This is a genomic window from Aquabacterium sp. (assembly GCF_030652515.1).
In the GTDB taxonomy this organism is placed as follows: Bacteria; Pseudomonadota; Gammaproteobacteria; order Burkholderiales; family Burkholderiaceae_C; genus Aquabacterium.
The window spans coordinates 54,371-66,408 of record NZ_JAUSAR010000188.1; the positions used below are offsets into that span (position 1 = coordinate 54,371).

Below are 12,038 nucleotides of genomic sequence, written 5' to 3' on the forward strand. Positions count from 1 at the left end.
ACGGCGTTCCATGGGGCATCTTTTTTTCCCGCCTGGCCACCCACACCTGCCTGCCTTGCGTGGAGGCCTGCTGGCACTGTTGGCCGCCGTTTTGTTTGGCTTCAGCACGCCCTTGGTTCAACGGTGGGGCGTGAGCATCGGCACGTTCTCGACCGCGAGCTTGTTGTACGCGGGCGCGTCGCTGATGGGCCTTGGCTTGCGGCGCGCGGTTGAGCGTGAGGCCCAGGTGCGAGGCAGCGATGCCCCTCGTCTGGCGCTGATGGCCCTCTTTGGCGCCATGATCGGGCCGGTGGCTTTGGCCTGGGGCTTGCAGCACACCAGCGGCACCAGCGCCTCGTTGATGCTGACACTGGAAGCCGTCTTCACCGCGGTGCTGGCCCGGCTCTGGTATGGCGAGACCATCGACCGCCGGGTGGTCCTGGCGATGACCTTGCTGACGCTGGGAGGCATGGTGTTGGTGCTGGATCGCACCGATGCGGGCCGCGGTCAGGTGGCGGGTTTGTTGGCCGTCATGGCCGCCACGGCGGCCTGGGGTGTGGACAACGCCTTGTCGCGCGCCTTGGCGGAGCGAGATCCTGGTCAGGTGGTGATGCTGAAGGGGGCCATCGGAGCCACGGCCACCGCGTCCTTGGCTGTGTTTTTTGGCGAGCCCCTGCCTCGGGTGTGGCCGGTCGTGGGTTTGCTGTTGGTGGGGGCCTGTGGCTACGGCCTGAGCCTGCGCTTTTACCTGCTGGCGCAGCGTGCCTTCGGGGCTGCCCGAACCGGTTCGGTCTTCGCCTTCGCCCCCTTCATCGGGGCTTTGTTGGCGGCCTACATGGGTGAAGGCATCAGCCTCTGGATGCTGGGCGGCGCTGCGCTGATGATCTGCGGCCTGGTGCTCCATCTGGCCGAGACGCATGCGCATGAACATGAACACACGCCGATGGCGCACGAACACGCGCACTCGCACGACGACGGGCACCATGGCCACCTGCATGATCCGATGCCCACTGGGATGCACAGCCATCCCCACCGGCACGAGCTGGTCCGGCATTCGCATGCGCATGTGCCTGATGAGCACCACGCGCATCCGCATTGAGATGCCAAGCTTTCATCAAGCCTGCCAAACCCCGTAGCCCTCTTCACGCAAGCCAATGGCCAGCTCCACCTCCATGTCCCTGGCGGCTTCGTAAGGCATGGGGTTGTAGACCTCGTACAGCTTGGGCAGCAAGCGCAAGCCATATCTGGTCACGAAGCGATTGGACTGCACGCCCGCCTTGTGCCTGTCAAAGCGCAGATCGGGGTCCAGGCCGGTCATGCCCACGTACACAAAAGGCTTGCCCAGTTGGTAGTCAGGATTGGCCTTGCGAAAGCTGGGCTCGTTCCAGACCTGATCGGCCAACTCCACCACGTAGACGTGATGATGGTGTTTGGTGCGCGATGCTTTGGGCTTCACCATGGCTACTTGGCCTGGGCATAGAAGCGCTTGACCTTGGCGCTGCGCAGGATGTAGATGCCCACGCCCAAGACGAGCGATGCCCAGAGCAGGGCTGCAAGGAGGTGGGCACCGGACACGTCAACGGACACGCCCAGCAAGGCAGCCCAGGCCAGCGCCGTGACCAGGGTGCTGCCCACCACGAACGCGATGGCCACCCTGGCGATGACCACTGTGGCCAGAAGGCAGGTGAGCAAGCGCGGTATGAGGCTCACTTCTTCAGCGCTTCTTTGCAAAGATGGTGCCTTGCTCAACTTTGACGCTCAGGTTGTGGCGGGATGCGATGTCGTGCAGCACGGTGTCCCATGGCACGCAATCGTAGTTGAACGCGCCGGAGCCGTTCACCGATGGCTCTGCGGCCAATTTGTTGCCAGAAAAATCGGCCAGGAGTTGAAGGGTGGTTGTCAAAGGCATGTCGGTGAAGTTGATTCGAAGCTCCTTGCCAACACACTTTCTCTGGCCGAGCGAAGCATCCTTGTTGGCAAGGACCTTTCCGCCAGCGCAGGGGGTGGCCTGGTAAACCGTTTTGCCACTTTCCTCGCACTTGTAGACAGCGCCAAACGCCGTTGATTGGCACAGCGCCAGGATGACCAGTGAAGTTGATGTGAGGGTTTTGAGGCGGGCCGGCTTGATCATGAGATTCCTGAGTTGATTGGGGCATCGGCCTTGTCCTACAGGCAATGCATTGGGTGTCTGACGGTCTGGACGGCATGCGACGTCCATCATTTGGGCATCCCTTGGTCCCGTCGCGCTGGAGCTGACCGTCATGAAAACCCTAGGACTTTATGCCCTCATCATTTCCTTGGCTTCTTTGGCGGCTGCGGTGCTGCCGACCGAAGACCCCGCCGAAATGCATGTTGCCTTGGCAATCGGCGGACGTGGCTCGGTCAGCCCTTGAGCTTGGTGCGCTGTTGCGCCTCTGGGGTGGAGTACCACATGTCAACCAGGCCCGAAGCGGACAGAGTGGTTACCTCAGGGCGTGCGGCAAGCCAGGTCAGCACCGCTGATCGGTCGTCTTCGGTCACACTTTGTCGGCCCAGTTTGTCGATGGCGCCGCCAGTGGCCCAGCCTCCGAAGCTGAGGTTGCGCGGCCCGATGGCTTGAGTCAGGAACGAGTCCACCAGGGCTTCGTCGTCGGCGTCAGGGGCCAGTTCGGCTTCGAACAGAAACCCCAATTGCTGGAACTCACCGACGTGCAGCTTCTTGCGCAGGCGGCGGCTTCTTGTTTTTGCCATGAATTCTTTCTGTGATGTAGTGAGCGCCGTATTTTGAGGGGTCCAGCGTCTTTCTTCGCATCAAGGCGGCAGTTCCATCTGCGTCAGTGCGTCTTCGATCGCCTTGGCATCTCCTGGCCGCACCAGCCTGGCCACCTCCTGCCCATCCGATAAAAAAATCAGGGTTGGCCACAGTTTGACGCGGAAAGAGCGGCCCAAAGCTCGCCCCGGACCGTCCTCGACCTTGAGGTGCGGCACACCAGGATGTCTGATCAAGGCAGCCGTGATCGAAGGCTGGGCTGCGCGGCAGAACCCGCACCACCCCACACCAAACTCCAGCACCAAAAGGCCCTGGGTGGCGTCGAGCTGCGCCCTGGTTGGTGCATCTGCCGTGTAGTCCTTGCTGAGCGTCATCTTCATTCTCCGGTGATGGTTTGAACGCGGCAAACGACATGCCAGCGAAAAGCCGCGCCCATTGTCATGAAAGACTTGGGATGGGCACGTGGCTTGCCGAAAAGGAGCGAAGCCGTGGCATGTCGCTGCGGTCACGAGGAGAACTCATCATGGCCATCACCTATGACAAAGAGCATGTGCATTCGAAGGATCCCATCACCAAAGCCCCTGATTTCCATCCCGTTGGCACCGGGGTCGGTGCTGCTGCAGGTGGCGTGGCCGCAGGGGCGGCCGTTGGCACGGTGGCAGGCCCGGTAGGAACCTTGGTGGGCGCGGCAGTCGGCGCCGTGGTCGGGGGCTTGGCTGGCAAGGCCGTGGCGCATCGCATTGATTCGGACGAAGAGGATGCCTATTGGCAAGAAAATTACAGCAGCCGTTCTTACGTGAACCCCGACACCACTTATGACGACTACCGCCCAGCCTACCGCCTGGGCGTCAATGCTTACAGCAACCACCCCGGTCGTTCTTTCGACGAGGTGGACCATGAGCTGGGCCAGAGTTGGGACAGTGCTCGCGGCAGTTCCAGTCTGTCGTGGGACCATGCCAAGCACGCGGCGCGTGATTCATGGCATCGGGTGAGCGACCGTGTGGAACGGGCCATTCCTGGTGATTCTGACCGGGACGGCAAGTAAATCAGAAAGTCGTCCAACTCCGTGCACGCGGTGATGCCGCGCAACAGCCCTGAGCTAGATCGCTCGGGGCTGTTTCATGGCTGCGTGCGGTTTTGCCTATGGCGTCCATCGGTGGGCAATTTGCGCCGCATCTTCTACGTCCGCCGCGTTGACGCTTCGCTGGACAGTGCCACGGTGAAAGACATCGTCTTCAAATCTCAGCGCAACAATCGGCAAAAGGACGTGACCGGCGTTCTGGCTCATTCAGGGCGGCATTTCGCGCAGGTGCTTGAAGGTACTGCGGACAACCTGACTGCTTTGGCCGACAAGATCGGGCGCGACAAGCGCCACACTGAAGTCACCGTGACCGCGGTGGCACCTTGGCCCGCAAGATTTTTCTTCATGTTCGCGACCTGGCCAGGCCCTAGGATCGGGCACGCTGCTTGCCGAAGCTTGGGGACATCAACCACAAGGAGCATTGCCATGAACAAAGACCAAGTCAAAGGCGCCGTCAAGGATGCCGCAGGTAAGGTGCAGCAAAAGGCGGGCGATCTCGTCGGCAACCACAAGCAGGAAGCCAAGGGGCTGGCCAAGCAAGCCGAGGGCAAGACCCAGAAGGCCGTTGGCGATGTGAAGGAAGCCGTTAAGGACGCACGCAAGTAAGTCGCGGCTGCACCGCTGCTTGAGCCCGCTTCGGCGGGCTTTTCTTTTCAGGCTGGCCTGTAAATTCAAGGAGCCCTAGCCCAGCGGCTACCCGCCAGCGCGCGACCCGACGCAGCGCTTCTGGCTGGTCAAGGCCGAGGGTGCCCCATCGTTCTATGCCGGCGTCGATTCCTCGTACGGGATCGTGGCTGAGAACGCTTTGCTGCCGATCGGTGGGGCAGGTGGGATGGACCTGGTGGCCGCGGAGCGCGAGACGGAAGACTGTTGCTAGCGGCACTGTGAGGGCGCTACTTACTGCGCTTTCGCCGCGGCTTGGTCGGCAAGCTCAGGGCGCTGGCCCACAGATCGACCATCTGCTTGGTGCCCTCGGTCACCATTGCATTGGCCTGGCGCTTTGTTTCGGCCGTGGCGCGGCCCCGAGCCGAGCCAATGGCTGCATTGGCCCCGCTGAGCCACATGCTCATGAACGGGTTCTTCTTGGTCCAGGGGTTCTTCATGGCGCTTCTCCTGCAGTGCGTTCTTGCAGGCAAACAGCGCGCCATGGTAATCCGGGTTCGAGTCCGGCCCGGGGAATCGAACCTGCATTCCTAGGGCAGCGGATTTTGAATCCGGCGCGGGCTTGCCCAGGCGGCCGAGCGAGGTGCTGCGAAAGCAGTTGTTTAGAAGGCAATTGGTCGGAGGGACTCGAACCATCCGGACAGGATTTAGAGCAGAGGACTCTCAATCACGCCGCTCTTGAATGGGTGCAATTGGGTTATTTAATGCGCCAGCGGCTTTCATGGGTGCAAAATTAATGGGTGCAATTGGTTGTAGTATTGGATCCAATGATCCAAGCCGCATCCCTCCAAATCACGCCAGAGATCCTCACGCTCATCTCAGGCATTGACGAGTTCAAAGGCGCTTGGCGCGCACTCGGCACCCTCGCGCCTGATCGCCTGTCAGCACTGCGCCGGGTGGCCACCATCGAAAGCATTGGCTCGTCCACCCGCATCGAGGGCAGCAAGCTGTCCGACCGTGAGGTCGAGCGCCTGCTGTCCAACTTGCAGATCAAATCGTTCGCCACCCGCGACGAGCAAGAAGTGGCTGGTTACGCCGAGGTCATGGAGTTGATGTTCTCGTCCTGGCAGGACATCACCCTGACCGAGAACCACATCAAACAGTTACACCGTAACTTGCTGGTCTACAGTGAAAAGGATGCCTGGCATCGGGGCAACTACAAGACCACGTCGAACAGCGTGGTCGCCTTCGACGAAGACGGCAAGCAGCTTGGCGTTGTCTTCGAAACAGCAACGCCTTTTGACGCGCCGCGCTTGATGGCCGAGTTGGTGAGCTGGTTCAACGAGCAACGAGAGACCAACAAGCTTCACCCACTGTTGCTCATTGGCATCTGGGTCGTGGTCTTCCTCGAGATCCACCCCTTTCAGGATGGCAATGGCCGCCTGAGCCGCGTCCTGACCACCTTGCTGCTGCTTCAGGCCGGGTATGCCTACGTGCCCTACAGCTCGCTGGAAAGCGTGGTTGAGCAAAGCAAAGAAGCCTATTACCTCGCCTTGCGCCAAACACAGGGCACGATCCGAACCGTGGCACCCAACTGGCAGCCTTGGATCACCTTCTACCTGCGCGCGCTGGCCGAGCAAGTGCGCAAGCTCAACCGCAAGGTTGAACGTGAGAAGCTGGTGCTGGCGGCTCTGCCAGAACTGTCTCTGCACATCGTCGAATTTGCGCGGGAGCATGGGCGCATCACGATGGGCGATGCCATCCGATTGACCGGCGGCAACCGCAACACGCTCAAGCAGCATTTCCGCGCTTTGGTGGAAAGTGGCGCCCTCAGTCAGCAGGGTGCGGGCCGTGGTGTTTGGTACCAACTGAGGTGAGCAGACACCCCATGGGATGTGTTGCGACGAAAAAAATCCCTAAGTCGTTGATTACTTAGGGATTTTTGGATCTCAAGAGCTGTCTTGAGACCATTGAATGGGCCGGGGTCACACGAAACATAGGCTGGAACCCGCATGGATGCTAGGGTTTGACGTTCTGCAGGGTGAGAGTTACCCGCAAAGTTACCCGCAGCGACTTGATCTTGGAGAGCTTGGCCTACTCAGCCTTCGGGCTAGCGGGCTTTGCTGCGGCTTTTCTACGTGGTTTAGATCCCCGAACCTGAAAAGCTGGCCACCACTGGCCAAGCCTTTGTTTAATTGTGGCAAGGACGGACTCTCCATTTTGGATCGAATGGAGCATGTGCGCTGGCACCTCAGTAAATGCATGATGGGTCATCCGTTCAGGAGAGATCCGAATGAAGTATTTGATGTCGACCGGCGACACCGCAGCTTTGCTCTCGGCGTCAAGATCGAACACGCAGATGTAAGCGTTCAAAGGCGGTTCTGGCGGGGATCCCGGCGCTACGCAAAGGCGTTTTATGCCTGGTGATTCATCCTCCAAGGCAGGCGCCCCGAGAAACGGCTGCCAAGAGTCCCAAACCGATTGAGGAATCGCCAATACGGTACCTGCCGCGGCAGAGCCTTCACCCGCCAACCTGAATTTAAGCAGCATTTGATAGAAAGTCCGCTTGAACACGTTGGCAATGTTTGGCCCTTCGACGTCCTTGCCTGCCCATTTGCCAAGGTTAGCTTTCAGTGCATCAGCAAATGTTTCTTCATGCAGCCGCAAGCCATCGCGGAGGTTAGATACCGCGTGCTTGTAAGTGCCGTGATAGTCCATCGTTTGAAGTTCGAGGATGCCGTAGCGCGATACCATGAAGCCGCCCGCGCCATCCGGGCGAATCTCCACAACGGTCACATCGAACGACATTTCAGGCGACCGATGCGTGCCGATCACCGAGATCTCCCCGCCCAGCTTGTCTTGGAAGAACACATAGCCAGCGCCACGCTCGTTCACCTGCTCGATGAATCTCTGTAGTTCGTCATCCACCTTTAAAATCGACACCGGAACGGGCTCTACAGGTTCGGCTAACCCAAAGATCAACTGGCACGCGCGTGTAACGATCGAGGAACTGATTACGCGGTATGGACAGACTAGCCAGTCCTGCCTTGGGCCGTTGCTGGAACTGCTGATCGTGCAGACACCCTTGCTGTTCTCGTTTTTGGTGCAATTGGTAGAGCGATGAAGCACATCGCTTAGAAACGGGCACTTGCCGGCGTTGGCATCGGTCACTGCCCCAACGTCGAGTCTGACATTGGGATAGATACGTTGTCCAAACCACTCACTGACGTAGTTTCCGCGGCTGCCTTTTAGTGTTTCCATCAAACTTGGTTTTTTGTAGTTGTATAAATTGGACTTGAGCATCGAACCCGATTGCACTCCGCCCATGTTCCAGGGCAATTTCTAGCGCTCTGCCTGTCCCTGAGAACGGATCCAATACTTTGCCATCAGGGGGGCATGAAGTAAGGATCCGAGGTTCAATTAAATCTCGAGGAAATGTCGCGCTGTGACCTGCTTCGCCAGGTGCGACATTAACAGTCACAACATCGCCAGCGCGCGGTTCTGCATGTTCGATGTTGTAGTAATAAGTCGCGCGCCCAGCAGTAGGTTTTTTCACAAAATGAAAAAAATGCTCGTGAACGCTCCGTAGTCGGTCACCTTCTGGGCGAGGTACGGCATTCGGCTTATGCCAAATCACATCATTACGAAGAATCCAACCGCGTTCTTGCATCGCAATCGCAAAACGAGCCGGAATAAGCAACAAGTTTTTTTCAGCACGAATTCCGCCCGCCGGTGTTTTGCGGCGATAACGCTCATCAGACCCCAAACCTTGCCGCCCTTGCTCGCGAATACTTGCCCAACGCGCAAAATAGGTATCACCGATGTTGATCCACATCGATCCACCGGCTTTAAGGCTCCGCTTCGCCTTATCTAGAATTTCGGAAAGGTGCTGGACAAACCACTCAGGGTACGGCTCAAGGCCGAGAAGACCTCCGTGTTTGCGATACCACTCATAACCAGGGCTTATGGGTCCAATCTCGCGCACCGTTGGGATGTCATTGAAGTAGTCCCAATTGTGTGGGAGTCCGTAGTCGCGATGCCCCCAGTAGGGCGGCGACGTAATCACCAAGTCGATTGAGTTCTTGGCTACTTCGTCGAACAGGTCATAAGCGTCACCAAGGCGTAGCTCAGCAAGGGGCTTTGCTGGGCTATGTCGCTTTTGCGCAGCTGGTGTAACTAGTACATGTTCATCCATCCAGTCATTTTAGGGTCGACATTGACGTTTCAAGGAGAAAAAGCTGTAGTCATACCAAAGATGCTGCTGCCGTTGTTTCTCGTCTTTGAGTCCCAACGATTTCGCATGCAAGGCCATGCCGCTCGACTTGCCACTTGCAAACGGTCGGATGCCCGGTCTGTTGTGACTCTTCGGGTTGTGAGTAGCCTGCATCCACTTGACGATGTCTTGAGATGGTTGTTTACTGAAAGCTCTTCTGGGCTCCTTGTCCCCGTCCATTGAGGAGAAAAAGGCGTCGCAGTCGTTACCTGCCTTCGAAGAAGGTGCACTCGTTGCACCGCCCCAGTCCGTCAAGGGCTGCAAGCGTCACCATGCGGCTCTGCCGCATCTTGTTCGAGGCGCTAATGCTGGCTAGACCGGCGCGCCGTCTCACCGCATGCTGCATCAATGGCATGCCCATGCAGTACCCACGCTCGGTCGTGGAGGCGAAGCATCCGTTGCCCGCTTGATGGCATTGATCACCTCGCGGTGTTCGCATGCAGCAAAACGGAGCAGCGGTTGAGCTGCCATAGAACAGGTTCGTCGCCAGCGTCGTTACTGGCAGCTTGCTGACAGTGACGACGCAAGTAGCACGACCGAGCGCCTTGTCAACCACCGTGGTATGGACCCGTGACGCTGCGCAGTGATGCCAGCAAAACAGGCCACGTCAAGGCGCGTTGATCGAAGTGGATCGAAGGATGGCCAGACCACCTTCAGTGATCCGATGGGCCCCGAGCCCATGTTTCCCACACAGCACATTCGCCGCGAGTTTCGAACCCGTTGTGAATGACTGTGCGTGCCTTTGCGGCCCGACCGCACGGCACCGCCAGGCCACCCGTCAGATGGCCGCACCTGGACGTGTGTGAGACGCACACCCCTTGGACCCTGGGTCAATGGTCCTTGCGCATCGGCTATGCCAACAGGCAAGCCAGCGCAACGCCACAACGACGTGCAACGCAGGCGAGCAGTCAACAACCTTGCACAAAACGGGAATGGTGTCCCGCGTCCCTTGTAGTCCCTATCGCGCTGCGGCGCGAAGGGCGGACAGAAACACTTACCTGACCTCTCCACACCATGCATAAGCCCGCGCCTCCACTGACACGAGGCAAGGCGAACGGATCGATGAACAGTCTTTGAAAGGCCTCGGCCATGCGCGCCCTCAACCGCGATTTCAAGCTCATGTGCCAGCGCAACCGCGACGGCTCCTTTGCCACGCGGCACGACCGCGAACCGCTGCTGACGATGATGGCGAACCAGCTCCACGAAGACGGTTTCAGGAACCTGAGGGCGCAGGGCCTGCGCACCAAGCACGTCGATCACCTCGTGAGACGCTGGCAAGCCGAAGGCGCCAGCAGCGGCACCATGAAGAACCGCATGTCGGCCCTGCGATGGGTGGCCGAGAAGATCGGCAAAGAAAACATCGTCGCCCGCGACAACGCTGCCTACGGCATCGCCGACCGGCGCTATGTAACGAACGAGTCCAAGGCGAAGGAGTTAGAGCAAGGCAAGCTGGACAGGGTGTCCGACCCGTACACGGCCATGTCCGTGCGGCTTCAAGAGGCCTTCGGTCTGCGGCGTGAGGAAAGCATCAAGATCCAGCCAGGCTGGGCCGATAGGGGCGATGTGTTGACGCTCAAGTCCACGTGGACCAAAGGCGGCAAGGAACGCGACATCCCGATCCGCACTGAGACGCAGCGAGACTTGTTGGGGCAAGCCAAGGTGCTTGCGGGCAAAGGCAGCTTGATCCCCACCGAGATGTCCTACAGGGATCAACTCAACCGCTTCAAGGCACAGACGGCCTTTGCAGGGATCGACCGTGTTCATGGCTTCCGCCATGCTTATGCGCAGTCGCGCTATGCCGAGTTGACCGGCTGGAAGGCCCCCGCCGCAGGCGGCCCAACCTCCAAGCAACTGAGCCCTGAACAGAAGGCCATCGACCGGCAAGCCAGACTCACCGTCTCGCGCGAACTGGGGCACGAGAGGGAGCAGATAACGGCGGTCTACCTGGGCCGTTGATGGAACGTCAGGCGACGTTGTTGTTCAACCGCGTGCATTCGTGAACGGGATGACCTCCGCTCCGCGCCTCAAGGCGTCCAGATAGTCCGCCCATGCCTGCATCATCGCGCGCCGCTGTGCCATGAACTCCGTGCGGTTGTAGGCGCGCCCAAGGCTGTCTTTGACCGAGTGAGCAAGCTGAGCCTCAACCACTGCTTCTGGCACGTCCAGGCGCTCAACCATCAGCGTGCGCGCCATCGCCCGAAAGCCGTGGCCGGTCATCTCGTCCTTGGCAAAGCCCATGCGCCGCAGGGCAGACAACACGCCGTTCTCGCTCATGGGCCGATCACCGCCGCGCGGGCTGGGGAAGACATACCGGCCATGCCCCGTCAACGGCGTCAGTTCGCGCAGCACCGCAACGGCCTGCGTCGAAAGCGGCACCATGTGCGACGCACCGCTCACCTTCTGCTGCTTGCTGCGCTTCATCTTCACCGGGGGAATGGTCCACATCGCCCCATCCAGATCGAACTCGGCCCATTCGGCCTGGCGCAGTTCACCAGGCCGCAGGAAGACCAGAGGCGCCAGCTTGAGGGCCGCCCGTGTGGTCGGCATCCCCTGATAGTCATCAAAGGCGCGGAGCATGCCGCCCACCAGCTTGGGATCGGTGATAGCGGCATGGTGCTTCACAATGACTGGCTTGAGCGCATCGCGCAGGTCGGCCGCTGGATCGCGTTCGCATCGGCCGGTGGCGATGCCATACCGGAACACCTGTCCGCAAGCATGCCGGATGCGATGGGCAGTTTCGATGGCGCCCCTTGCTTCAACCCGGCGCAGGGTTTCGAGCAACTTGGGCGCGGTCACCTCGGCAATGGGTATCTCGCCGATCCAGGGAAAGGCGTCCTGCTCCAGGCGGATGAGCGTGCGCTCGGCATGCCCCTCCGACACCTTCGCTGTATGCACGGTCTGGTGCCATTCCCGCGCGACGGCTTCAAACGTATTGGCCGCCAGAACGGCCCGCGTCTCTTTCTCCGCCTTGCGCTTGGCGCCTGGGTCGATGCCTGCCGCGATGTCCTTGCGCGCCTTCTCGCGCCGCTCCCGGGCATCCTTGAGGCTGACTTCGGGATGCGTGCCCAGCGACAGCATCTTTTCCTTGCCGTCAAACCGGTATCGAAGCCGCCACCACTTGGCCCCGGTGGGCTGAACCTCCAGACCCAGGCCGCCGCCATCCGGCAGGTTGTACGACACATCCCGTGGCTTGGCATTGCGGATCGCCGGGTCCGACAGCTTGTTCGTCGCGTTCTTCGCGCTCATGGGTGATCCTCCTGTTGTGGGTAACTCGTTTTCAAGAAACCAAGTTACCCGCAAAGTTACCCACAACAAGGCCGGGTTGTCTAGACACCCAATGGGAAGTGTTGAGA

Annotated in this window: 15 protein-coding genes and 1 pseudogene; 7 read left to right on the plus strand and 9 right to left on the minus strand. The window is 59.7% G+C overall.

Going from position 1 to position 12,038, the window contains the following annotated elements:
* The first annotated feature begins 10 nt into the window (after positions 1-10).
* Positions 11-1,078: a DMT family transporter gene (locus Q7V20_RS21125; protein ID WP_304795647.1), complete on the plus strand. Its 1,068-nt coding sequence runs from the start codon at positions 11-13 to the stop codon at positions 1,076-1,078.
* Positions 1,079-1,093: 15 nt separating this feature from the next.
* Here Q7V20_RS21125 and Q7V20_RS21130 read toward each other — a convergent pair whose 3' ends face one another.
* Genes Q7V20_RS21130 through Q7V20_RS21140 form a run of 3 tightly spaced genes read right to left on the minus strand, consistent with a single transcriptional unit; the run spans position 1,094 to position 2,242 of the window.
* A complete protein-coding gene (locus Q7V20_RS21130) occupies positions 1,094-1,438 on the minus strand; it encodes a hypothetical protein (RefSeq protein ID WP_304795649.1) in 345 nt (114 codons plus the stop codon).
* Between the two features lie 2 nt (positions 1,439-1,440).
* Entirely contained in the window at positions 1,441-1,689 is a 249-nt protein-coding gene (locus tag Q7V20_RS21135) for a hypothetical protein (RefSeq protein WP_304795651.1), read from the minus strand.
* Positions 1,690-1,693: 4 nt separating this feature from the next.
* The gene (locus tag Q7V20_RS21140) at positions 1,694-2,242 is read right to left on the minus strand and encodes a hypothetical protein (RefSeq protein ID WP_304795653.1); all 549 of its coding nucleotides are present in this window, start codon (positions 2,240-2,242) and stop codon (positions 1,694-1,696) included.
* On the opposite strand from Q7V20_RS21140, the gene Q7V20_RS21145 reads away from it, so the two are divergent.
* Positions 2,241-2,372 carry a hypothetical protein gene (locus tag Q7V20_RS21145; RefSeq protein ID WP_304795654.1) on the plus strand — a complete coding sequence of 44 codons (132 nt, stop codon included), beginning with the start codon at positions 2,241-2,243 and terminating at the stop codon, positions 2,370-2,372. The two genes, Q7V20_RS21140 and Q7V20_RS21145, sit on opposite strands and share 2 nt — an antisense overlap.
* On the opposite strand, the gene Q7V20_RS21150 is transcribed toward Q7V20_RS21145, so the two are convergent.
* Entirely contained in the window at positions 2,362-2,709 is a 348-nt protein-coding gene (locus Q7V20_RS21150) for a YggL family protein (protein WP_304795656.1), read from the minus strand. The two genes, Q7V20_RS21145 and Q7V20_RS21150, sit on opposite strands and share 11 nt — an antisense overlap.
* Positions 2,710-2,769: 60 nt before the next feature.
* Positions 2,770-3,102 carry a thioredoxin family protein gene (locus Q7V20_RS21155; RefSeq protein ID WP_304795658.1) on the minus strand — a complete coding sequence of 111 codons (333 nt, stop codon included), beginning with the start codon at positions 3,100-3,102 and terminating at the stop codon, positions 2,770-2,772.
* 149 nt (positions 3,103-3,251) lie between these two features.
* Between Q7V20_RS21155 and Q7V20_RS21160 the strand changes: the two genes are divergently transcribed.
* The 3 genes and pseudogenes from Q7V20_RS21160 to Q7V20_RS21165 all read left to right on the plus strand — a co-directional run bounded on the left by Q7V20_RS21160 (position 3,252) and on the right by Q7V20_RS21165 (position 4,415).
* On the plus strand, positions 3,252-3,773 hold the full coding sequence (locus tag Q7V20_RS21160) for a glycine zipper domain-containing protein (protein ID WP_304795660.1): 522 nt from the start codon (positions 3,252-3,254) through the stop codon (positions 3,771-3,773).
* A gap of 33 nt (positions 3,774-3,806) precedes the next feature.
* Positions 3,807-4,139: pseudogene (locus tag Q7V20_RS24410) on the plus strand (BLUF domain-containing protein); the annotation flags it as partial.
* 96 nt (positions 4,140-4,235) lie between these two features.
* Positions 4,236-4,415: a CsbD family protein gene (locus Q7V20_RS21165; protein WP_304795661.1), complete on the plus strand. Its 180-nt coding sequence runs from the start codon at positions 4,236-4,238 to the stop codon at positions 4,413-4,415.
* Positions 4,416-4,702: 287 nt separating this feature from the next.
* Here the strand turns inward: Q7V20_RS21165 and Q7V20_RS21170 are convergent, their stop codons facing one another.
* The gene (locus Q7V20_RS21170) at positions 4,703-4,912 is read right to left on the minus strand and encodes a hypothetical protein (protein WP_304795663.1); all 210 of its coding nucleotides are present in this window, start codon (positions 4,910-4,912) and stop codon (positions 4,703-4,705) included.
* Between the two features lie 327 nt (positions 4,913-5,239).
* Between Q7V20_RS21170 and Q7V20_RS21175 the strand changes: the two genes are divergently transcribed.
* A complete protein-coding gene (locus Q7V20_RS21175; RefSeq protein WP_304795665.1) occupies positions 5,240-6,289 on the plus strand; it encodes a Fic family protein in 1,050 nt (349 codons plus the stop codon).
* Positions 6,290-6,506: 217 nt separating this feature from the next.
* On the opposite strand, the gene Q7V20_RS21180 is transcribed toward Q7V20_RS21175, so the two are convergent.
* Positions 6,507-7,715: a NotI family restriction endonuclease gene (locus Q7V20_RS21180; protein ID WP_304795667.1), complete on the minus strand. Its 1,209-nt coding sequence runs from the start codon at positions 7,713-7,715 to the stop codon at positions 6,507-6,509.
* Positions 7,633-8,607, minus strand: a complete 975-nt coding sequence (locus tag Q7V20_RS21185) for a site-specific DNA-methyltransferase (protein WP_304795669.1) — start codon at positions 8,605-8,607, stop codon at positions 7,633-7,635. The genes Q7V20_RS21180 and Q7V20_RS21185 overlap by 83 nt, the downstream gene beginning before the upstream one ends.
* A 1,167-nt stretch (positions 8,608-9,774) precedes the next feature.
* On the opposite strand from Q7V20_RS21185, the gene Q7V20_RS21190 reads away from it, so the two are divergent.
* Positions 9,775-10,641 (plus strand): phage integrase N-terminal domain-containing protein, encoded by an 867-nt coding sequence (locus tag Q7V20_RS21190; RefSeq protein WP_304795670.1) that lies wholly within the window; start codon positions 9,775-9,777, stop codon positions 10,639-10,641.
* 24 nt (positions 10,642-10,665) lie between these two features.
* Here Q7V20_RS21190 and Q7V20_RS21195 read toward each other — a convergent pair whose 3' ends face one another.
* A complete protein-coding gene (locus Q7V20_RS21195) occupies positions 10,666-11,931 on the minus strand; it encodes an integrase arm-type DNA-binding domain-containing protein (protein WP_304795672.1) in 1,266 nt (421 codons plus the stop codon).
* Positions 11,932-12,038 lie beyond the last annotated feature (107 nt).